17 protein-coding genes are annotated in these 21,327 nt (G+C 43.2%); 7 read left to right on the top strand and 10 right to left on the bottom strand.

Translation table 11 applies throughout. From position 1 onward, the window contains the following. Window positions 1-5 precede the first annotated feature (5 nt). The 3 genes from CWC03_RS08730 to CWC03_RS08715 form a co-directional block, all read right to left on the bottom strand. Window positions 6-623 (bottom strand): HAD family hydrolase, encoded by a 618-nt coding sequence (locus CWC03_RS08730; RefSeq protein ID WP_138521265.1) that lies wholly within the window; start codon window positions 621-623, stop codon window positions 6-8. Between the two features lie 160 nt (window positions 624-783). Beyond that, entirely contained in the window at window positions 784-3,285 is a 2,502-nt protein-coding gene (locus CWC03_RS08720; protein ID WP_138581473.1) for an ABC transporter permease, read from the bottom strand. Beyond that, the gene (locus CWC03_RS08715) at window positions 3,275-3,988 is read right to left on the bottom strand and encodes an ABC transporter ATP-binding protein (RefSeq protein WP_138581471.1); all 714 of its coding nucleotides are present in this window, start codon (window positions 3,986-3,988) and stop codon (window positions 3,275-3,277) included. The genes CWC03_RS08720 and CWC03_RS08715 overlap by 11 nt, the downstream gene beginning before the upstream one ends. On the opposite strand from CWC03_RS08715, the gene CWC03_RS08710 reads away from it, so the two are divergent. Continuing rightward, window positions 3,987-4,607, top strand: coding sequence for an arylesterase (locus tag CWC03_RS08710; protein WP_138581470.1), 621 nt, complete (start codon window positions 3,987-3,989; stop codon window positions 4,605-4,607). The two genes, CWC03_RS08715 and CWC03_RS08710, sit on opposite strands and share 2 nt — an antisense overlap. A gap of 75 nt (window positions 4,608-4,682) precedes the next feature. Here the strand turns inward: CWC03_RS08710 and CWC03_RS08705 are convergent, their stop codons facing one another. The 6 genes from CWC03_RS08705 to CWC03_RS08680 form a co-directional block, all read right to left on the bottom strand. Then, window positions 4,683-5,423, bottom strand: a complete 741-nt coding sequence (locus CWC03_RS08705; protein WP_138581468.1) for a reprolysin-like metallopeptidase — start codon at window positions 5,421-5,423, stop codon at window positions 4,683-4,685. Window positions 5,424-5,438: 15 nt separating this feature from the next. Next, a complete protein-coding gene (locus CWC03_RS08700; RefSeq protein WP_138581466.1) occupies window positions 5,439-6,134 on the bottom strand; it encodes a protease inhibitor BamI-like protein in 696 nt (231 codons plus the stop codon). A 334-nt stretch (window positions 6,135-6,468) separates the two neighbouring features. Further along, complete coding sequence (locus tag CWC03_RS08695; RefSeq protein ID WP_249313982.1) at window positions 6,469-6,996, bottom strand: 1-acyl-sn-glycerol-3-phosphate acyltransferase; 528 nt, start codon at window positions 6,994-6,996, stop codon at window positions 6,469-6,471. Between the two features lie 371 nt (window positions 6,997-7,367). After that, window positions 7,368-8,255 carry a transporter substrate-binding domain-containing protein gene (locus tag CWC03_RS08690; protein WP_138581462.1) on the bottom strand — a complete coding sequence of 296 codons (888 nt, stop codon included), beginning with the start codon at window positions 8,253-8,255 and terminating at the stop codon, window positions 7,368-7,370. A gap of 113 nt (window positions 8,256-8,368) precedes the next feature. Then, window positions 8,369-8,857 carry a DUF6702 family protein gene (locus CWC03_RS08685; protein ID WP_138581460.1) on the bottom strand — a complete coding sequence of 163 codons (489 nt, stop codon included), beginning with the start codon at window positions 8,855-8,857 and terminating at the stop codon, window positions 8,369-8,371. Further along, the gene (locus CWC03_RS08680; protein ID WP_138581458.1) at window positions 8,857-11,280 is read right to left on the bottom strand and encodes a M1 family metallopeptidase; all 2,424 of its coding nucleotides are present in this window, start codon (window positions 11,278-11,280) and stop codon (window positions 8,857-8,859) included. The genes CWC03_RS08685 and CWC03_RS08680 overlap by 1 nt, the downstream gene beginning before the upstream one ends. 461 nt (window positions 11,281-11,741) lie before the next feature. On the opposite strand from CWC03_RS08680, the gene CWC03_RS08675 reads away from it, so the two are divergent. The 4 genes from CWC03_RS08675 to CWC03_RS08660 all read left to right on the top strand — a co-directional run bounded on the left by CWC03_RS08675 (window position 11,742) and on the right by CWC03_RS08660 (window position 17,602). Continuing rightward, window positions 11,742-11,981 carry a hypothetical protein gene (locus tag CWC03_RS08675; RefSeq protein ID WP_088532724.1) on the top strand — a complete coding sequence of 80 codons (240 nt, stop codon included), beginning with the start codon at window positions 11,742-11,744 and terminating at the stop codon, window positions 11,979-11,981. An 81-nt stretch (window positions 11,982-12,062) separates the two neighbouring features. Next, window positions 12,063-13,262 carry an exonuclease SbcCD subunit D gene (locus CWC03_RS08670; RefSeq protein WP_138581456.1) on the top strand — a complete coding sequence of 400 codons (1,200 nt, stop codon included), beginning with the start codon at window positions 12,063-12,065 and terminating at the stop codon, window positions 13,260-13,262. 4 nt (window positions 13,263-13,266) lie between these two features. After that, a complete protein-coding gene (locus CWC03_RS08665) occupies window positions 13,267-16,926 on the top strand; it encodes an AAA family ATPase (protein ID WP_138581454.1) in 3,660 nt (1,219 codons plus the stop codon). A 10-nt stretch (window positions 16,927-16,936) separates the two neighbouring features. Then, the gene (locus CWC03_RS08660) at window positions 16,937-17,602 is read left to right on the top strand and encodes a class I SAM-dependent methyltransferase (RefSeq protein ID WP_138521286.1); all 666 of its coding nucleotides are present in this window, start codon (window positions 16,937-16,939) and stop codon (window positions 17,600-17,602) included. Window positions 17,603-17,906: 304 nt separating this feature from the next. Here the strand turns inward: CWC03_RS08660 and CWC03_RS08655 are convergent, their stop codons facing one another. Further along, window positions 17,907-18,449, bottom strand: a complete 543-nt coding sequence (locus CWC03_RS08655) for a DUF6942 family protein (protein WP_138581452.1) — start codon at window positions 18,447-18,449, stop codon at window positions 17,907-17,909. Window positions 18,450-18,622: 173 nt separating this feature from the next. Between CWC03_RS08655 and CWC03_RS08650 the strand changes: the two genes are divergently transcribed. Beyond that, window positions 18,623-19,159: a lipocalin family protein gene (locus CWC03_RS08650; RefSeq protein ID WP_138581450.1), complete on the top strand. Its 537-nt coding sequence runs from the start codon at window positions 18,623-18,625 to the stop codon at window positions 19,157-19,159. Window positions 19,160-19,355: 196 nt separating this feature from the next. Then, window positions 19,356-21,266 carry an alkaline phosphatase PhoX gene (locus CWC03_RS08645; protein ID WP_138581448.1) on the top strand — a complete coding sequence of 637 codons (1,911 nt, stop codon included), beginning with the start codon at window positions 19,356-19,358 and terminating at the stop codon, window positions 21,264-21,266. Window positions 21,267-21,327 lie beyond the last annotated feature (61 nt).

Genomic DNA, 21,327 nt, shown 5'->3' with positions numbered 1-21,327 from the left:
TCGCGTTAGGCCAAGTAGCGGTGTCTTCTCATGTCTAGCGTGTACAGCGCATCAACTAACTCTGCAAAGTGACTAATGACGACATCTGCTTGTTCTGCGTAATGAGGTTTGTCATTGGGGGCAAACAAGCATGACGGCATATTGGCGTTATGTGCCGCCTCTATATCGTAGAGGTAATCACCAACATAAACACATTGATAAGGTGGCACTTGCCACGTCTGAGCAACCTGCAGCAGCGCGGCAGGGTCTGGTTTGGCTGGCGCATCGTCCCTCGTTAAAATCAATGGGATTGGCAACCCCGCTGTTTTAAGCTTCAATCGCGCCGCTTTTGCAAAGTTTCGGGTCACGACGGCTAGCGGAATTCCCATTCTCGAAAGTTGTGCAATACACTCCTTAACTCCAGGAATAACATCACAGTGCTGTGCATCACACAACTCATGTTGGTGGACGATGTTCATAGCTTCTTCACGCATGTAAGGTGAAGGTAATGCACTGATAAAACTGAGTAAGTCTTGTCCCACTGGACAGCCTATTTGCGCCCGAATAAGTGAAAAATCGAGTTCAGATGTCACTAGGGTGCCATCTAGGTCAAAAATGATGCCTTTAACCGGTATCCTATCCATTTTTAATATCCTTTGGTTTCGCATATGTACTGCGTAGCCCTACTTAAAGGTAGGTACGTAATTGAAGTTTGTAAAGATCAAGGCGATGGAGTTTTGCTTTTGCGAGATAAGTGGCTCACCGATGAAAACAGTGGGCCACTTTTTAAGCCTGACGAGTACTTTATGCAAGTTTGCGTAGTAGCCCTTGCGTGTTTTGTTTCATGGTGTTCGCCACCATAAAGTAACCAATCACGGCAACGAACGCTGCGCCTGTGGCTGGCCCTAACAGCCAAATATAAGGGTGAAAGCGACCATCCACATCAAACGTTTGGACTTGGATCACAAAAAGTGCAATATCGCTGACCACAGCAGCTACCAGCCCTGCCAATCCGCCAAGTAATAAAAACTCATAAAGCGTGGCGAGCTTTATTAAACGACCTTTAGCACCGAGGGTACGTAAAATAACGATTTCCTGCATACGTTCGGCGAGGCTCGCCTGAACCTGAGAAATTAGTACCAAAGAGCCACTGATAAGTACAATACTCAGCACAAAACTAATCGCCAATGAGACTTGAGAAATCATCGACTGTGCCTGTTTAAGCTGGCTTTGAATGTCTATCATGCTGATTGTTGGATACGCTTTCAAGAATTGACTAATCACCTTAGTATCGGTTGTTTCAATCTTCGCGGCAGTAAAGTAAGTCACTGGGAATTGGCCGGCGATTTTATCGTTAAATATCATGACAAAATTAGGCTTCAGCGACCCCCAGTTGACACTACGTAAACTCGTCACTTTGGCTTCAATTGTTTGACTATTGATTAGGAAGCTAAGCGTGTCTCCCACTTTTATCCCTACTCGCTCAGCAAGCCCTTGAGCGACGGAAACTTGAAGTGCATCAGAACCATCAAACCACTTGCCATCGACTATTTCATTACCCGCTGGCAATTCATCTAACCAGGTAAGGTTGAGCTCACGCCCTACCCCATCACGAGCATCTTCGTCTTTTTCTTCACCTTCTTGCAGTGAGACTCGGCGTGCAAACTCTTCACCATTTAATGCATTGACACGACCCAAAAATACGGGATAAAAATGTTCATGTTTGATGCCACTTTCATCGAGTTTGCTTTGCATTGGCTGAATTTCTTGTTCCGTGATGTTGATAAAAAATGCATTGGGGGCGTCTTCTGGCACTTGCATTTGCCAATCTGAGATCATGTCATTTTTTAGCACTACTAAAAACAACATCAATTTAATAGCAAGAGCAAAGCTAATAAGCTGTACCGCATTTGCATTAGCACGCTTTTGCAGTGTAGCAATGGCAAGAGACCAACTTGAGCCTGGGCTCAACCCCAGTTTTCTACCCGCTGAAAATAATAGTCGTGAGATCACGTATAACACGACCATCAGTAGCAAGGTTGCGCCGAATAAAATCGCGGTGATCTTAATGTCGCGACTAAATAACCACATCAAGCCAAAGATAGTTAAAACTGAGAGCGCCATATGAATTCGACTAATCGCGATGGTATCTCCAAGGTTGCGTCTTAGGACGCGCAGCGGTGGGATATCAAACAAATCTAATAGTGGTTTTAATGAAAACATCATGGCGCACACCACACCCACGGCAATGCTCAGCAGCCAAGGCCTAAACCCTGCTTCAGGCAAAGCTGTATCCATAAAATTAATTAGGTAAGAGGCGCCAACATTTTGCAATCCATAACCAATGGCGAGGCCAACCACAACAGAGAAAAAGGTCACTAAAGAGAGATGTAAAAGATAAATTCGGCGAATAGTTTTGCGGCTACCGCCGAGTGTTTTCATCATGGCGACGGGGTCATATTGACGTTCACAATAACGCTTTGCAGATACCGCCATCGCCACAGCAGCAAGCATGATCCCAAAGAGCCCAGCAAGGAGTAAAAAGCTCTCGGAGCGAGCTAAGTTTTCACCTAAGGGTGATTGTCTGTCTTTTATTCCCTGCCAAGATTGATTGCTTTTGAGTTGCGGCTTGAGCCAAGTGTAATACTCTCCCAATTGTTGCTCTGAGCCCGAAAATAGTAGGCGATAAAATACCCGACTACCGGGTTGAATGGCTTTAGTCACCGGAATATCATCATAATTGATGAGGACGCGTTTGTTCCCCGCCAGCGAAAAGAAAGGCGCATCAGGCTCGTTAATGAGCACCTTACTCACGGTAAATTGCCCTGCCCCTATTTCTACTTTATCACCAACTTTTAAGCCTAGTGAGTAAAAGAGGCCTTCGCTAAGCCATACATTGCCCTTCTTTGGAGCTGCTTGAACTTGGTAATTCTCGCCCTCTAAGCCGTCTCTTAAAGTAAGCTTACCTCTAAGCGGGTATGTCTCTGTTACGGCTTTTAATGAGCCAAGTATTAACTCATCGTTGGCAAATAACATAGAGTCAAAGTAAACTTGCTTGGCGGTATTTAAGCCAAAATCTCGTGCTGTGGTTAGTACCCTGTCATCGAAATCATGGTTGCTTGAAAGCCGCCTATCAGCAGCAATAAAGTCAGCAGATTTTTGTTCTAAATTCAAACGGATCCGCTCGGTAATGGAAGACAAGCTAAACACTGTTAATACTGCAAGCGCAATTGCAGCTAGAATGATGGTGAGCTCGCCTCGTCTAAATTCCCTAGAGAATAAAGTAAGTGCTAACTTAAACCACATTGGCTGCCGCTCCTTGTTTTATTACTTCTAGCTTCCCAGCTTCGATATGAATAATGCGGTCACACTGTTGGGCGAGTTGCTCATCATGAGTAACGAGCACTAAAGTGGTGCCATTCTCTTTGTTTAGGTCAAACAGTAAACGTTCGATAAGATGGCCGTTTTTACTGTCTAAATTGGCCGATGGTTCGTCGGCGAATAAGATCTTGGGCTTGCCAACAAAGGCTCTGGCTATGGCCACTCGTTGCTGTTCGCCACCCGAAAGTTGTGAGGGATAGTGCGTAAGACGATGAGACAAGCCAACCTTTTCTAATAACTCTGTTGCTTGATTTTTTGCACCTTTGTCCCCAGCTAATTCAGCAGGAAGCATTACATTTTCAAGCGCAGTTAAGCTCTGCACTAGCATAAATGACTGAAATACGAAGCCGACTTTTTCTGCTCGCAGCTGAGCTCGAGCTTCTTCGTCCATTTTTTGTAATGATTCGCCATCTAAATGAACTTCTCCTTTGGATGCGATATCTAAGCCGGCAAGCAAACTAAGTAAGGTTGACTTACCAGAGCCTGAAGCGCCGACGATAGCCACGGACTCACCTGACTTGACAGTGAAATCGATATCACTAAGGATAGTGAGATTACCTTCGACGGTAGAGACCTGTTTAGTAAGGCCTTTTACTTGGATCATATTTAACTGAGAAAGCACTGACATGAAGTACTATTTCCTAAAGTTGTTGTTCATACTTGTTATTGTAATGGCGCCATTAAGCGCAAATGCCAAGCAAAAACTCATGATAGTTGGTGATAGCTTAAGCGCCGCTTATGGCCTGAAACAAGATGATGGTTGGGTTAAATTGTTACAAAATAAATACGAAACAGAACAAAACCCGATCGAAATTATCAATGTTAGCGTTAGCGGTCAAACCACAGGTAATGCTGTGGCAAAAATAAGTCAGCAATTGAAAACGATTTCGCCTACTCATGTATTAATCGAATTGGGTGGTAATGATGGCTTGCGCGGCTTTCCTATAAAAAGGTTGAAGGCAAATCTTACACAGCTGGTGCAATCTAGCCAACAAGCAGGTGCTAACGTTGCTGTAATGGAAATCCAAATTCCTCCTAACTTGGGTCCTCGTTATACCAGTATGTTCACCGAGAGTTACCAACAAGTGACAGAGCAAACCGGTAGCTACCTAATGCCCTACTTTATGTTAGAGGTGGCGGACAAACCGGAATTAATGCAAAACGATAACCTACACCCAAACAAAGAAGCGCAACCTCTAATTCGCGACTTTATGTATCAAGAAATCAATCAATGGCTGGCAAAATAAGCATATAAAGCACAAAAAACCCGCTAAGCGCGCGGGTTTGGGTGTGTTTTAGTTTGAAACTTGAACGTATAGCGATTACTTGAAGTTTGCGATGCTCGTTTTAGTCGCATCTACTGTTTTCCAAGCATATGATTGACCAACGACACCGTAAGGTACACCGCCAAGTGACCAATTTGGGTTTGCGAAGTAATCGTACTGTGTAGCATTACCAAATACATGTGGATAAGCCATGATACTGGCGAAGTTGTCTTGTACACCGTGGCCCATGCCATCAACGTATACACCACCGCTAGTATCACCCTGCTTGCGCGAGTGTGTAAGACCTTGGTTGTGGCCAAGTTCATGAACAAATGTTGTTGCACCACAATCAATACCTGTGATGCTGAACATACGGTTGCTCATGCTTGAATATAGGTTGCCGTTGCTACCTTGACCTACCCATGCCAGACCACATGTGATGTAGTTGCCATTGCGCTCACCTGTACCAAGTACCGCAACCATATCTGCACGCCAAGTATTACGAAGGTTAGCTACATAGCTGCTGTTGGTCACAGAATCTAACCAAGCACTCGTTGGTGTGATGTTGTGGTTACCTAAGTTTTGCGTACCTGCAAGACGTAGTTGCAGATCGATGCCATTTTGGCTGTAAACTTGGTTTGTAAATGCAATCAGCTGATTGATTTTAGTGTTAATATTTGATGTGGCAGCCGCAGACTGATCAGTATAAAGAATGCCGATATCAACGGTGACTGCTGATGCGCTTGCAGATAGAGCGAGTGCTGTTGCCAGCGATGCTGCCTTTACTGTTGTATTCATTGTTTTTCCTTTCTTTTAGTTAACGTTACTTTTGGGTTGAAAAATATCTTCCTTCACAGAAACTGAGTCATGTTCTGTTTCGTCATGACTATCATGCGGATGCAGTTCTTCTTCTTTGTGAGAGCGGTATAAATCTCGCTTGGCTGCGATCCAGCCAAATTGGTCTTTTGATTCGAATACATAGTTGCCGCTTGGCGCGGTGAGTTGACCATATACGGCGTTTGTGCCTACCGTCAAAACGGTTGTATGGAAACGACCATCAGCACCAGTGACCTTACCAAAGACGCTTTTATCGCCGTTTTCTGCCAAGGATATGCCGGTCACCTCTGCTACAAATGACTCTTGTGTTTGCGGAATTAGCAATTCAAAGTTATCACCGCCTTCTAATTTTCTGAGTGTAGGTAAGTCAAACTCAATATAAGCTTCATTGTTTAAGTCTTGTGGTAAAACCTTAGCGGCTGACAGCACGGCTTTTGCTTTATTCGATACCTTATTCACCGCATAAAAGTCGCTGCTTTTTTGTATTGGCGCTGCTGTAATAATAGTTTGCTTCGGATCTTGTTTGAGCGTTTCAAGCTTTGGGGAGGCCTTAGACTCACCTTCGTTTGAAACTTGAATTACATTTGCATGTGAGGGCTGAGCTTCAGGCATCATTTTCCAAAAGGCAATTCCAATAAAACCAACAAGTAATGCAACAATGAGCAATCGCATAATCCACCACGAACACGTTAATAAGTGGTGAAATACTATTCATTTTGAGGCTTTGCGATCAACTTTTAATTTACCAAAAGTTTTCATGTTGATTCATTAAAATTAAATATCTTCATGATATATATGTATAAATCTCATTAACAAATCTTTACAATGCGGTGTGGTTAAGTGTGTTATGCAGTGAAGTTGTCAAACTAATGTAACTAAAGTGTGTTTTTTGAAAGTGGTTGATTAGATTGACTTTATTTTTTCAAACAGTGATATTATTTATCTGTTAGTCACTATCTAGTTGATTAGTATATTTAAAGTTTTCTGCTCTAGGTGACGCTTTTATTCATAGTCCCGATACGTGTTCAGGGTATTTTGCCATTTGTTTTGAAAACTGTTGTTTGACTTGGTCAAGTAACTGATCAGGAGTGAGCTCTGTAGTATTGCTAATAGCCGGCATAACAACAAAAGTTTTACTACGGTAGTCTAAAGCCATAGGCACAATGGGGACTTTGGCGGATTGTGCGATGTAGATAAAACCTTTTTTCCATTCTGAGGTGTATTTACGAGTTCCTTCTGGGGCTAGGCCCAAAATTAATTTTTCGTTGGCATTGAAAAAATCGCGAACCTGCGTGACCATACCATGAGGTGTATCTCGCCTCACTGGAATTCCACCCCATTTACGTAATAGCCAGCCAAATGGCGGGATAAAAATGGTGTGCTTGCCTAAAAAACGAATCTCAACATCAAGCGCAAGCTTGACGGCAATGCCAATAAAAAAGTCCCAGTTTGACGTATGCGGTGCGACGGCGGCTACGAATTTGTTTTCACTTGGAAAGGTGCCTGCTATCTTCCATCCCATCGCTTTAAGCATTAAGTTTCCAAGCTTTCGACCGAAAGGGCTGTTTGAGCGCGGGATATTAGGTGGAATTATGATCAAGATAATGCCCTTCTTTGTTTTTAATTTGTTGGCAATGGATTTATTCTAACTGAAAATTTTGGTTAACAAAACGTAGGTAGCCATTACCCAAAATCGCACCAAGAGCTAGATAAGGAGGATCTTTTGAAGAGCGACTGAATTGCTGGCTTTTGAACCCCACTCAATCTGAAACTCTCTGGCTAGATAAGGGTAGAAGTTAAAGTGAGTATGAAACACAACGAGTTAGCTCGTTCCTTATCCAAGAGTCAGGTCAAGCAACCAAAACTGATAACTCTTGTTTCAACAGTTGTCACTCAGGATAAGTCCTAGTTGGGTGATATACACTGGTGGATAGGTTGCCAAGTATATTTGGGGTTAAACAGTATGTCTCTCGTGTGGCCGCTCAAGTTTGGGTTTTGCAGTTTTAATGCTTTCCTATCTTCAAATTTAGCTCGTGCAATGGCTTCACGAGTAATTGGATGATTGAAAAACAGTTTATCAAATGAGCCGTCTTCTATTGCTTTATTGAGGCCATAGGTGAGACGTTCCTTGAGTCGATTATTATTTTTATTGACGAAAAAATACATGGCGGCGGGATAACAAAACGCGAATTTGGACTCTACCACTGCACTCTCCATGCTTTGTAATTCAGTCCAAGGTTCGTGAAGCGCGCGAGGGAAGAGCTCAAAACGTTTTTCTTCTAACATATTTGGTAGTAAAGAAGCTACGCTAGTGACTACAACAAAGCCATTTTTTTCATAGATTGAAGTATCGGGCCAGTCGATACCACTGCCAAGTGTGAAACTCATTAATTGGGCGGGGGAAGTCAATAGGGAAAGTCTTTCCTCGGTATCTTTGTGGATAAGAAATAAACGCGCCCCCATTAACCCTTTTAATAACGGCACATATACCGTCGCTAAACTTTTTTCCCTTTTGATTGATGTCATGCTCCAGTGAACATCTAAAAGCTTCCCTTGTTCCAAAATTTCTAAGGTGCGTCCTTGGGGGGTATGATCGAAGGAGTTTTCACTGAGCTGGTAAGCGCCGTATTTATCGCGGCTTTTATTTAGAGCCAGCCTTAATAACGCGATATAGTAGTCTTGTTTGGGGTCGATAAACTCTTTGGAGATGTTATAGCGCACCAGATCGCTTGCACAGGTGCCATACGACATCAGTAATATGAATACAAAGAACAGTTTTAGTGAGGCTATCATTCCTTTTCCTCATCGCGCTTTAATCAAGTATTATTTAACTTTAGCGCAGAACGTGAGTTGATAAAGTAAAAAAGACACCGAAGTGCCTTTTTTACTTTATCGAGTTGGATAACCTAAAACATGACGCTTAGCCAATCATCATTACCATCAAAGTGCAGTGACCTAACTTTTCCTTTGCCTTCAAAATTGACCAAGTTGACCTGCTCTGACCACACATCTCTCAGCGCATTATGGCGCATTTTAAGCTCAGTTATTGGTGAAAACAACGGAGTTTCTTGATACACCCAAAAGAATTGGCCATCGATTTCCGCACCAACCAAGTTTAAGGGCAGCACTTTACCTGCGCCTGTTTTTAATTCAACGCGCTTACTGACATAATTTGCAAAGCTTGCTCTATCAGCAGGATTGTTAAAGATGTCGGCATTGTGACTCAATAGGCTTTCTACGGCGTGCTCAGTATCATGGAGATAGAATCTGTGCATAATTTCGATACTGCCGCTGCGTTCATTAAATAACACAGTAGTGATCGCTGCCTTTAATTGGTGCGCCTGACCAAATGGCGAAATCAGCACAAGTAGACAGGCAAAGAGCCAGGTTTTCATTAGTTATCCTTTTTCTCTTCAAATGGTTTTAGTTCGGCTTTCACGTCTTGCATGATATCGCGATGTACTTTGCCTTCACGCGCTTTCTTTTTATAAAGCTCCAAGCGTGATTCTATAATGCGTCTTGGGTAATGGTTATTCTCGATATCAACGTCAGCTGTTTCCCACCTCGGGTCAACGGTCACGGATGCAAGCGGTTTATCTTTATCGGTAACAATTAGCTTGCTGACATTGCGGGCATTGCGACGCCAAATCTCGGCAGGGATAATCCGCTCTTCTTTGCTCCCATCTTGATAAGTAAGCTCAAGCAAGATTGGCATTACAAGCCCACCGACATTACTAAACTGAAGCACGTAATAGTTTTTGTCTTCTTTTACAGCACGCTCAAGGGTGCGTTTTTCCCAAGGTTTAAGTTCAGATAAAAACTCACGATACTCATTTCGCTCTTCATTAGTAACCGTAAACTGGTCATTGTTATCGTAAAAGTCCGTTATGTCCTGATTTTTATCAACCCAAAGTGAACGCCCTTCCTCTTGATTACGCTTGACAAATAACGACATTGGCTTGTTCTTTTCAAACTCACGTAGGCGACCAAAGTCGATGTCTGGGTTTTTAGTGTCTAGACGTAATTGATAGATTTTATCTAGTGAGATATCGACATGATCTGTGCTGTAAAACCAACCCCGCCAGAACCAATCTAAATCGACCCCAGAAGCCTCTTCCATTGTCCTAAAGAAGTCGGCAGGCGTTGGACGTTTATATTTCCAGCGTAGGGCATACTCTTTAAATGCAAAATCGAATAACTCACGGCCTAAAATCACCTCGCGCAGAATGTTAAGAGCCGCAGCAGGCTTAGTGTATGCATTTGGACCAAGATGCAATACACTGTCTGATTGCGTCATGATTGGAGACTGATCTTCAGATTTCATGTAAGCAGCAATATCCCTTGGCTCAACGCCCCAAGGTATGGTGGGATCCCATTCGCGGCCGGCAACACCATCTAAGAAGCTATTGAGGCCCTCGTCCATCCATGTCCACTGCCTTTCGTCTGAGTTGACTATCATAGGGAAGTAGATGTGTCCAACTTCGTGAATGACAACGCCGATTAAAAAACGTTTCTCGGCTAGTGAATAGGTGCGAGAGCCATCGTCTTGTAATTTCGTACGAGGACCATTGAAAGTGATCATTGGATATTCCATCCCACCGACAGGGCCATTTACCGACTGCGCGGTTGGGTAGGGATAATCAAAGGAAAAACGTGAATAAACTTCCATAGTATGAATAACGGCTTCGGTGGAGTACTTTTTCCACAAGTCACCACCTTCTTTAGGGAAAAATGACATGGCCATCACCAGAGGCTGCTCGTCACCACCTTGCTGATAACCTTTAGCATCCCACATAAATTTACGGGATGATGCCCAGGCAAAATCACGCACATTTTTGGCCTTAAAGCGCCATGTTTTGGTGTCATCTGTACCGGCTTTTTCGTTTTCTAGCGCTTCTTCTTCAGTAACGATGAATACCGGGCGTTTTGCTGTTTTTGCTTGCGCTAGCCTGTCACGCTGGGTTTTGCTCAGAACTTGCTTTGGGTTATCTAACTCACCAGTTGCAGAAACGATATGGTCAGCCGGCACCGTAATTTCAACGTCATAGTCACCAAACTCGAGCGTGAATTCACCACTGCCAAGAAAGGCCTTATTGGTCCAAGCTTCATAATCTGTATATGCCGTGAGACGAGGGAACCATTGCGCGAGCAAAAAGATGTCATTACCGTCTTTTTCAAAGTGCTCATAACCCGAACGTGCGCCAACCGCATCTTCTTCAACAATATTAAAGGCGAAGTCCATACTAAATTGTAGATCTTTACCTGATTTGAGCGGTTCGTTTAGGTCAACACGCATCATAGTATCAACAATCGTGATCTTAAGCGGTTTACCGCGACCATCCTTAACATTATTAATGACAAAACCAAGTTCTGTGTCATCCATAAACTGCTGACGTCTGAGTTGATTTAGTGAAATTTTTGCATGTTTTGTAACCGGATTACTCTGTAATTCGTTCCCAAAAGTCGCAGTGCGCTCGGCGATCGAATCATTTTTGAAGATATTTTGGTCTAACTGTAGCCACAAATATTTGAGTGTGTGAGGAGAGTTATTTTTATAAAGTATGGTTTGTGTAGCGGTTAACCTTTTGGCTTTCTCGTCCAAGTTTACATCAATATCATAATCTACCTTTTGTTGCCAATAACGCTCTCCAGGCTCACCGGCTGCGCTGCGGTAGGTATTTGGGGTCGGTAAAGTCTCATCTAATTGGCGAAACTTATCTTCAAAGTGCCCTTTGCTTTGTGAAATAGCGCTGGCGTGTGCGACACCCGACAGCACTAGAGCAACCAATAAAGGCACGACTGGCGTTGATTTTTTCATTATTATTTCCCGTTTTTATCTTGCCAAGGTATTGACCGATAAACATTTTTATTTCAGTTTTTTGCTTGGAGTGAGTAGAGGTGATTTGCATAGTGACAAAAGAGGACAAATAAAACCAGCTACGAGTCAATAAACTGACAAATAAAAACGCATAAATCAAAGTTTTGAGATAAAGTAACAATATTGAGATACGACTGAAATCGATCCTATTTTGAGTGTTTTTTAATCCCCTGTTTTTGTTAAGGAAAATAAGAAGGTCCAAAAATTAATTTGTATGCCAAAAAGGTATTTTGCAGGGTTATTGTCTACATTTTATAAATAAATAAAGAAAACAAAATTAGTTGTTGATATTGACCCAAGTTTATCTTTAAAATCGCGCACTTTACAATCTCTGGGTAAAACTGGCGTTAGTTTTGCTCTGTACTAAATACCCGTTTAGCGAATCGAATGTGGTGGGCAGTATGGATTTCTACATACTAAAAAAACAAGAGAAGTTTGTTGCAATTCCTGCAGACGAACAAAACTGTAAAGATTATTTAGATGATGGCTATTTTTATGTTGATAAAGTAGCTGCCTGTAACGAGAAATCGGCGATTAAACGTGTGCAAGATAAACATAGTCGTGTTTTCAAGTTACCTGCTAAATTCTTTTTACTGGCATTACCTGTGATCATTTTTGCTTGGTGGCAGCTAACTCACTAAGCAGTGAAAGCGTCAATATTCACAAGACGAATATTGCTCGACGATGCTATATTAGCGTTTCTATTGGAAAAGGAACGCTAAATGAAGGTTTTACATACGTCAGACTGGCACTTAGGGCAATCGTTTTACGAACATGATCGCAGTGAAGAGCATCAGCTGTTTTTAGACTGGCTATGCGATGCGCTTGTTGAACAGCAAATCGATGTATTGTTGATCAGCGGTGATATTTTTCATACTGCAACGCCGCCCGCGAGCGCTGAAAAGCAGCTGTATACCTTTATCCAAAAAGCATCTCAACTATGCCCACAGCTGAATATTATTCTGATTGCTGGCAATCATGATTCCGCTAATCGCATTGAAACCGCAAAACCACTCTTAACCTTATTCAACACCCATGTTATTGGTCGCTTTAACAAGCAAGCGCCTGAACAGGTTGTTATCGATTTGCCCATCGCAGCACAGCATATGCATGTTGTGGCAATGCCATTTTTGCGCAGTGCTGATTTACCAAAACCATTAGATGACGAGTTTGACTATCAAACCGGGGTACAATTAGCTTATCAGCATGCGCTAGGCACGATAGAAAAAGTGAAAGGTCCAATTGTGCTAATGGGGCATTTGCACGCCAAGGGGGGAACGATTTCAGAAGATTCTGAGCGTAATCTCAACATTGGCGGTTTTGATGCGGTACCTGCAGGCGTGTTTGGCGAGCAGTTTGACTATGTTGCGCTGGGTCATTTACATAAAGCGCAAACCGTCGCTAAGCAAAGTGCTATCAGATACTGCGGTACGCCTCTGCCAATGTCGTTTTCTGAACGCAATTATAAGCATCAGGTATTGCTCGCTGAATTTAATGAACAAGGTCTGGTCGATGTAAACCCCCTTTACGTTCCCCGGTTTAAAGATGTGTTATATATCCCTGAAGATGGTGCAAAGCGCTTGACTGAATTATGTGAAGCTATCGCGGCGCAGGATTTTAGCACGTTCGATAGCGCTCCCTATGTTCGCTTAAAGTTATCCGCAGCGGAAACCAACAGCCGCTTTCGAGCCGAGATTGATGAAGCGCTAAAAGGTAAGGATATCAAATTTTGTGGTATTGAGCGGGTGTCTAAAGGCGCAGCAGCCAGTGAGTGGTTGTTTGAAGATTTGGGCAAAGTTGAATCATTATCGCCCAACACCTTGTTGGATATTGCCTATCGCGAAATTGAACCGAAGCAGGAAAAGGCACCCGCGACATTGCATGAAAAGTTAGCAGAAGTGATCGCGAGCATGGAGGAGTAGGGCGATGAAACTTGAAAAAATATTAATCACCAACCTTGCCTCTATAGAAAGCGCAGAAGTCGACTTTACTGCGGCACCACTCAAAGACACTGGTCTTTATGCCATTACTGGTGACACAGGGGCGGGAAAAAGCACTTTACTGGATGCGGTCTGCCTTGCATTTTATGGCAAAACCGCACGGTTAAAATCGGACGACAAAGAGAAAGTTGCATTCAATGGCGATAACATTAAGTTAAATGACCCGCGAAACCTATTGCGTCGGGGCTGTGTTGCGGCATCTGCCAGCGTGGTTTTTATTGCTCAAGACAGCAAACGTTATCAAGCTATTTGGTCGGTAGAGCGCGCTAGAAAAAGCCCTAAAGGTAATTTAAAAACCGCCACTATTGAGTTGTTTAGCCTACCTGATATGACCCTAGTCTGTGAGAAGAAAAAAGAAACAGAGCAAAAAATCGAACAGCTAGTCGGGCTTAACTTTGAACAGTTTACTCGAGCTGTGCTGCTCGCTCAACATGAATTCTCCGCGTTTTTGAAGGCGGGGGGAGATGAACGGGCACAGTTATTAGAATGTCTTACAGGTACCGAAAAGTTCAGTAATATCGGTAAAGCGGTTTTTGAAGCGCACAAGCAAAAGAAAATCGAGCTGCAAACTCAGCAAGATAGGCTAGGTCAAATTGTGCTCTTTTCACCAGAGCAGCAAGCCGAACTTGAAGCACAGAAGTCGGAGCTGATTGATACAAGAAATCGACAACAAGAGACAAGCATAAAACTGCAAGCTCAGCTGCAATGGCTCGCGGATGTCGAGCTAAGAAAGCAAAAAATAGCTGAGGTGGAACACAAGCTGCAAATGCTTGAGCAGCAAATAGAAGAGGGAAAGCCACAGCAGGAATATGCGCAGCAAGTCTTAAAAGCCAATGAGATGCGTGATAACCGCGAGCAGCATGAGCTGGTGGATAAGCGCGTTGCGCAGCTATCTCAAGAACGACTAGCACTGCAGCAACAAGATTTTGAATCCACTATTACAACGCTCAAAGCAAAACAGCAGCAACTGGAACAGCAGCTTATTACGCAGCAAGCCAATTTTGTAAAGTTAGAGCCAAGCTTTAACACCATTCGTATATTGGATGAAAAGCTAAGCCTACACAAAGCGCAAGAACGAGAAACTAAGCCTTATCTCGATAAGCATGCTAATCTTATTGCGCAACATGAAGCTGCGATACAGAAGTATCAAGTGCAACAAGGCGAGATCGCTACTGAATTACAGCAGCTAGAGCATGAGCAAGCGAACTTGCACTCAGTTAGCAATATTGCCGGGCAATGGAGCGTGGTTCAGCCTCAATTTGATGATCTGCAAAAGTACCAACAACAACGCAATGATCATGAAGCCCTGTTGCAAAAATTACCGAACGAACAGCAAGTGCTAGGTACACAATTGAGCAAACATGAGGCTGAGGTACAGCAACTACAAAAGATTTACGATACCGAAGCCTGCGCGCTCTCAGCGTTAAAAGAAGCACTCGTACCTTTGACTCAACAAGACCTAAATTTGACATTGCAGAACTGGTCTCTATGCGTGCAAGCCTATCGTAGTATCGAAGAAGGGGAGGCCTTGCTGCATCAGTTACGGTCGCAACAGACGCAACATCATATTGGCTTGGAAAGGCTTGAGATGTTGATCCGAGATACCAAGCAGCAAGACGAGTTGTCTAAGCAGCGCCTTGCCCTAACTCGTGATAATTTGGAGCAAGTGCAGTTACGCGCAAGTGAGCGGATCAGCGATTTACGCGCTCAACTGCGAGCTGGGCAAGAATGCATGGTATGTGGCTCAAAAGAACACCCTTATGGTGTGGAGCACATAGATGCCCACTGGGAACAGTTACTATCGGATTTTCGGTCTCAGTATCAAGCTGCTGAGCAAGCTCGTGAACAAGTGTTACAGCGTTATAATCAACAAGTCGGTGAAAAAGAGCGTGAGAATGCGCTATGGCAGTCAGTCACTCAGGAAATCGCTCACCGCAATAAGCAAATAAACGAGAATCGCGCTCGACTAGATGCGTTGAATGATGAGTATAAAGTTGGCAATGCCGAACAAGCTGAATCGCAACTTTTGAGTATTCAGTCGCAGCTAAATGAGCTATCACAGTTACGCAATAATATCGACCGCCAGTGGCAGTCGGTTCAGCAGGCGCAACAACATCTCGAGCAGGCTAGACATAAGGAACAGGCACTTCAGCAGCAGCACCATGATTTAGGTAATCATATTGCCTTTTTGCAAACCGAATATGATCAGCTATCACAAACAGTGGATGCTTTACGCCATCGGCTTGAAGCGTTAATTTCCGATAAGTCGTGGTGGCAAGAATTTGATTCATCCCCTCAAGCTGCCATTAGCCAACTTAAAACAGGAGTGCAAACTTGGCTAAAAACCACAGAGCGTACAGATACGTTAACAGCGAATAAAGTTCAGCTTGAGCATCAATTACATCTTGCCAGTCAACAAAAACAAGATGAGACGCAACGGCTTGAAGAATTAGAACATACACTTTTACAACATCAGCAGAATATTGAACGCCTCAATCGCGAACGTGCCGAATACTTACCACTGCAGCACACCAGCTTGGATGATTGGATTGCAGAGCTTAAGCAGCAAGAACAGCAAAGCCGAGAGCAGATCACACAAACCCAGCTAGCGCTGAGCCAAACCGAAGCACAGCGTGAAAAGACCCAACACAGTCTGACGCAACTAGAAAAGCAAATTACTGAGCAAACATCGCGATTGCAGCAACTTGATGCGCGCTTTGGACAATGGTTACTCGACCAGCAAGGGTTGCTAGACAAAGTAAAAGTATTAGCGCTCCTTGAGGTTTCGTTGGATGAAGCGCGAGCGAATCTAGAAAAGTGTGCGCAAGTTCAGCAAACCTTTCAACACACTAAGCTGCAGCTTAGTCATCAGCGTGAAGAACTCAGCCAACTTGAAAGTAAGTACCCTGATGGGGTTGATAGTGAGCACGTTAAGCAAAGTCATGCCGAGACGACGCAAGCACTTGAACAAACTCAAAGTCAGTTGCTACAAGTGCAAAGCGCATTAGAGGTTGATGCTCAGAATAAACAACAATTCTCTTTACAAGCGGCAAATCTCGCTCAGTTACAACAAGACTACGAGCAGTGGCATTTGCTAGATAAGTTATTAGGCGACGCAACAGGCAAAAAGTTGCGTAATTGGGCGCAAACGCAAACGTTAAAGATCTTATTGCAGTATGCTAACCAACAATTGCATACGCTTTCAAAACGCTATTTGCTTACCAATATTGAGCAGTCTTTAGAGATTGCGGTTATAGATAAAGATATGGCTGACGAACAACGTAGCGTCAACACCTTATCAGGAGGGGAGTCCTTCTTGGTATCTTTATCTTTAGCACTTGGACTTGCTGCGCTTTCGTCAAATAAAGTGCAAATACATTCATTATTCATTGATGAAGGGTTTGGTACGTTAGACCCCGAGACGCTAGGTGTAGCGATTGATGCACTGGACGCGTTGCAATCACAGGGCCGCAAGGTTGGTGTGATCTCGCATGTTGCTCAGATGAGCGAGCGGATCGCCACTCGTATCCATGTGAATAAACAGCCGGGCGGCTACTCATCTTTAAATTTAGTACCACAAACATAAGGAAATTTGGATGCCGACTTTCACGGGCGAAGAAGCCCAAAACTACGACTCTAGGATCACAAAGCTTGTGCCAGGTTATGCGTTAATTCACCAGCTTACTGGAGCACAACTTTTAGCGCTTTACCCGAATAGTGCAACCATTTTGGTTGTGGGTGCAGGGACAGGCAAAGAAATTGTTGAACTTGCTCAGCTAAACCCAAGTTGGCGATTTATAGCGCAAGATGTATCTACTGATATGTTAGCAATTGCAGATCAACATTTTACTAAGTTAGGCCTACAGGAACGCGTGCAGATCCATCATGGTGCGATTTCACCACAGGCCTATCAAGCAGATGCCGTACTGTGCTTGCTGGTGATGCACTTTGTAAAAGATAACGGCGATAAAGCAAGCTTGTTTAAACAAATGAGTGAGCAGCTAAAGTCGGATGGTCATCTTTTTATTGCCGACTTAGAAAAACCTGCGACAAGCTTTGAGCGTGAAGCGCAATTAGTCGTTTGCAAACAACTCGGGCTGACTGATGTTGGTGAGCAGCGCATGAGGGTGAATTTAGAGCATGAGTTTTATCCCGTGGATAAAATGCGTCTTGCAGAGCTGCTAGATACCGCAGGTTTTGGCATTGCTAAACCTTTCTTCAAAGCTCTTGGGTTTGCAGGCTTTGTGGTAGAAAAACAGTAGTTTTTTTATCTAAATAACCTGAGCTTCGGATAAATAAGCCAGACCATATTCGGTTTTGGCTTTTCCTTTCTTACTTTTTTAACATAACTTGTCTTAAGCTAGTAAAATAGTGATCTATACCAAACCAATTGCTGCTCTGCCACTGGCGTCACCGCGCTTTATCTAAACCTCAAGTCATTTACTTCTAAAAAGTTAGTAAAACTCTGATCTCAATGGCTATGATACGGAAGGTGGATCAGTATTTTACTTAGTAAAAGTTTGATCTATTCACAAACTAGCATGTAGATTAGTTCCCACCTAATATCTAACTTTTTCTTATTATCTCTACTAACCTATTGATTTTTATATTACTAAGCTGGCGATAGTCCAAAAATGGCGAAATAATAAGACGCAAGTTATAGTCAACGGCGAACTCATCGTCTAGCCAAATTAAATTGTTAGTAAAAATCTGATCTCTGAGTAATGATTTCGCGTAGGTTCGCCCTGCAATAATATGCCAATCGTATGTTTTTGCTGAAAAATCAGGCACTGAAAAGAGCAGAGCTTCCTGACTTGAAGCTTGAAGTAACGCACTATCTCGATATGACTGCCAAGTTGAATAGTTAGTAATATCGTGATCTGGCAGCTTTGCTGCAAATAAAAACTTGGCAAAAACATTGAAGATTTTCCGCCAACCGTTGCCGCAGTGCGAATTAATATGTTCGATCTCCCTATTAGCTAACGCACTGACTTTTATCAAATTATTGTAAGGTTCTATGCTTGGTGGATGCTCAATATAAAACGCAACTTTCCCCGTTGCTACACCCAAACCATGAGTTAGTATTTTTTTGCTCTGTGCTGTATTCATGACGCTTTGCTGCGATCTATTCATTTGCACGTAAGTTTAAAATAAATAAGGTGAAATTGGCATGGTAAGGGTTTGAATTAAATTTTGTTCTTAGTAGGTAAAAATTTAATCTATCGCTAATCTTAGTGCTTGAACACTACGTATGACATTTAGATGGAATATGGAGAACTTATATGAAAGTACGACAGTTATTTTTCACGGTGATTTTAACGCTTGCAGTTTCGGCATGCACAGGGTTGCCTGATGGCATCAAACCAGTTAAAGACTTTAATGTTGAGCGCTATACAGGTACCTGGTATGAAATCGCGCGATTAGACCATTCATTTGAAAGGGGAATGCAGAACGTCACGGCAACTTATAGCCAAAATTCCGACGGGTCTATTAAAGTCGTAAATAAGGGATATGTAACAGAGGAAGGGGAGTGGAAAGAAGCAATTGGAAAAGCCAAGTTTGTTGCAAATGATGAAATAGCGCACCTGAAAGTGTCATTTTTTGGTCCGTTTTATGGCAGTTATGTGGTATTCGAGTTAGATGAAGATTACCAGTATGCATTCGTTACCAGCTACAATCGTGATTACCTTTGGTTGCTTTCTAGAACACCTCAAGTATCGGACACTATAATGACTAAATTTAAAGATATGTCTGAAAAATATGGCTTTAACACGGATGAACTTATCTATATGAAGCACGAGGCCATTCAGAACAAATAATGTAAACCCCCTTTACACTAAAATTCCCTTTATGGGTACTTCAACTTACTAACAGAAAGGAGCCTGTATGTGAGTTGAGTCCAAGTGTCTTATTCCTGTAGGAAATGGTTAATAAATCATTCAGTCAACTGTAACAGGAACACTTCACACTGTTGCACGCTTTACAAAAAATAATACTTAGGAACTGGAGTAACTCATGAAGCGTGTAGCATATTCTCTTATTGCAGCAGCAGTTGCAATGGCACTTACAGCCTGTGATGGTGACGATGGAGCACAAGGTCCCGCGGGTCCTCAAGGTGAGCAGGGCACTGCTGGCCAAGATGGTGCAGACGGCACGAATGGCTCAAATGGCTCAAATGGTCAAAATGGTACTGACGGACAGGACGGTCAAAATGGACAAGACGGCCAAAATGGTCGTGATGGTAGCTACAGCGTACCTGGCCTTGTTCGCATAGCAACCGTCCCTGCTGGTGCTGAAGTAACAGGTCTGTTTCTTTCCGAAGGAGGCGACTTGTTCTTCAACGTTCAGCACCCAAATGATACCAACACAGCCACTGATAAGTTCAATAGTAAGCCTTTTAATACGGGTACTGTCGGTGTACTAACCGGTGTGAATTTTAATAATCTACCTGCAAATATCCCAAGCGCGCCGGTTCCTGCTTCAACCATGGAACAACAAACCGTCATTTCTGCGATTGGCCAATATCAAATTCTAGGCCAAACAGGAGATACATTCGCAGACCTTGGCGCTAAAGGTCTAGCAGGTGGTTTGGGTGTGCACTACAGCATCTCAACTGGCGAAGAGATCATTAAAAATGATAATCCTGATTTTAATGGTTATATTCCTGTGGACGCAGACACAGGTTACCTTTTCACAAACTGGGAAGCGTACCCTGGTGGCGTTAGTCGCTTGAAAATGAGTAAAGCGACAACAGGGAAGTGGTCAATCGAAGAAGCTATGATGGTAGATTTCGACGGTGTTAAAGGCACAGCAGCTAACTGTTTTGGCTCAGTATCTCCTTGGGGTACGCCGCTGACTTCGGAAGAATGGATTGTTTGGTCGGCTGTGGATACGACTCAAGATCCTCAGTGGAATAACCCAGCGGAAACAGGCAACGACACAATGGAAGCATTAACTGCACCTGACTTCCCTAATCCTTATCGCTACGGCTATATTGCTGAGATTCAAAATCCTACAACAGAAACGCCTGATGTTGTGAAACACTTCACAATTGGTCGTTATGAGCATGAGAACTCAGTCGTGATGCCAGACCGTCGTACTGTCTATTCATCACAAGATGACACAGGTGGTGTACTATTTAAATTTGTTGCAGATCAACCAGAAGACTTAAGTGCGGGTACCCTTTACGCCGCAAAATTAACTCAGGACGCAGGCCTTACTGATCCGGCTGTTACTGGCTTTGACATTAGCTGGGTTGAGCTTGGTAATGGCAGTAATGCACAGATAGAAACTTGGATTGCTGAATATGATGGCATCAATGAGAGTGACTATGTTGAAGGTCAAACAAGCTACCTGTCTGTGGCTGACGTAAAAGCATGGGCTGAAGGTGCAGCGACCTACCCTACCGTTGAAAATGGTGGTGGTAAAGTAACGGCTGGCAAGCCTATGGATAACCGAGCAATCTTCCTTGAATCTCGTCAAGCTGCACGCCAAAAAGGGGCGACAGCTGAATGGCGTAAACTTGAAGGGATCAGCATCAACCACAACCGTGTACTTGAGGCGGTAACTGGTCAAGATGTTGTTGCCGGTGAAGTTGTAGATAAAGCCTATATGTACATTGGCATTGCAGATATTGATAAAACCATGATTGATGAAGAAGGTGATATTCAGCTTTCTGCGCGTGTTAAAGATTGTGGTGGTGTATATCGTGCCCATATAGATAACAACTATAACTTAACTCGTATTGAGCCCGTTGTAATGGGTGGTACGTACCGCTCATCATTGACTGGCGCTGAGCGTTGTGACGTCAATCAGCTTTCACAGCCTGATAACGTTATCGTTATGGAAGATGGCCGGATTATCATCGGCGAAGATGGCTTCCAAGAAAATAACACACTATGGCTTTATGACCCTAAAGCAAAATAATTAAACAAGTAGCAGCGCACCTTATAGTGCGCTGCTTTTTTTTAGCAAAATTTTGGAGTCA

Origin of the sequence: Pseudoalteromonas sp. S2755, assembly GCF_005886535.1 — a bacterium.
Taxonomy (GTDB): Bacteria; Pseudomonadota; Gammaproteobacteria; order Enterobacterales; family Alteromonadaceae; genus Pseudoalteromonas.
Note: the sequence above shows the minus strand (reverse complement) of the source record. Positions and strands in the feature narration are given on the sequence as shown.

Excerpts from the sequence above, each read along its gene's own strand:
- CWC03_RS08670 (WP_138581456.1), top strand. The coding sequence starts at position 12,063 with ATGAAGGTTTTACATACGTCAGACTGGCACTTAGGGCAATCGTTTTAC.
- CWC03_RS08665 (WP_138581454.1), top strand. The coding sequence starts at position 13,267 with ATGAAACTTGAAAAAATATTAATCACCAACCTTGCCTCTATAGAAAGC.
- CWC03_RS08715 (WP_138581471.1), bottom strand. The coding sequence starts at position 3,988 with ATGTCAGTGCTTTCTCAGTTAAATATGATCCAAGTAAAAGGCCTTACT.
- CWC03_RS08655 (WP_138581452.1), bottom strand. The coding sequence starts at position 18,449 with ATGAATACAGCACAGAGCAAAAAAATACTAACTCATGGTTTGGGTGTA.
- CWC03_RS08680 (WP_138581458.1), bottom strand. The coding sequence starts at position 11,280 with ATGAAAAAATCAACGCCAGTCGTGCCTTTATTGGTTGCTCTAGTGCTG.
- CWC03_RS08690 (WP_138581462.1), bottom strand. The coding sequence starts at position 8,255 with ATGATAGCCTCACTAAAACTGTTCTTTGTATTCATATTACTGATGTCG.
- CWC03_RS08650 (WP_138581450.1), top strand. The coding sequence starts at position 18,623 with ATGAAAGTACGACAGTTATTTTTCACGGTGATTTTAACGCTTGCAGTT.
- CWC03_RS08700 (WP_138581466.1), bottom strand. The coding sequence starts at position 6,134 with ATGCGATTGCTCATTGTTGCATTACTTGTTGGTTTTATTGGAATTGCC.
- CWC03_RS08645 (WP_138581448.1), top strand. The coding sequence starts at position 19,356 with ATGAAGCGTGTAGCATATTCTCTTATTGCAGCAGCAGTTGCAATGGCA.
- CWC03_RS08705 (WP_138581468.1), bottom strand. The coding sequence starts at position 5,423 with ATGAATACAACAGTAAAGGCAGCATCGCTGGCAACAGCACTCGCTCTA.
- CWC03_RS08660 (WP_138521286.1), top strand. The coding sequence starts at position 16,937 with ATGCCGACTTTCACGGGCGAAGAAGCCCAAAACTACGACTCTAGGATC.
- CWC03_RS08720 (WP_138581473.1), bottom strand. The coding sequence starts at position 3,285 with ATGTGGTTTAAGTTAGCACTTACTTTATTCTCTAGGGAATTTAGACGA.
- CWC03_RS08675 (WP_088532724.1), top strand. The coding sequence starts at position 11,742 with ATGGATTTCTACATACTAAAAAAACAAGAGAAGTTTGTTGCAATTCCT.
- CWC03_RS08695 (WP_249313982.1), bottom strand. The coding sequence starts at position 6,996 with ATGCTTAAAGCGATGGGATGGAAGATAGCAGGCACCTTTCCAAGTGAA.
- CWC03_RS08710 (WP_138581470.1), top strand. The coding sequence starts at position 3,987 with ATGAAGTACTATTTCCTAAAGTTGTTGTTCATACTTGTTATTGTAATG.
- CWC03_RS08685 (WP_138581460.1), bottom strand. The coding sequence starts at position 8,857 with ATGAAAACCTGGCTCTTTGCCTGTCTACTTGTGCTGATTTCGCCATTT.
- CWC03_RS08730 (WP_138521265.1), bottom strand. The coding sequence starts at position 623 with ATGGATAGGATACCGGTTAAAGGCATCATTTTTGACCTAGATGGCACC.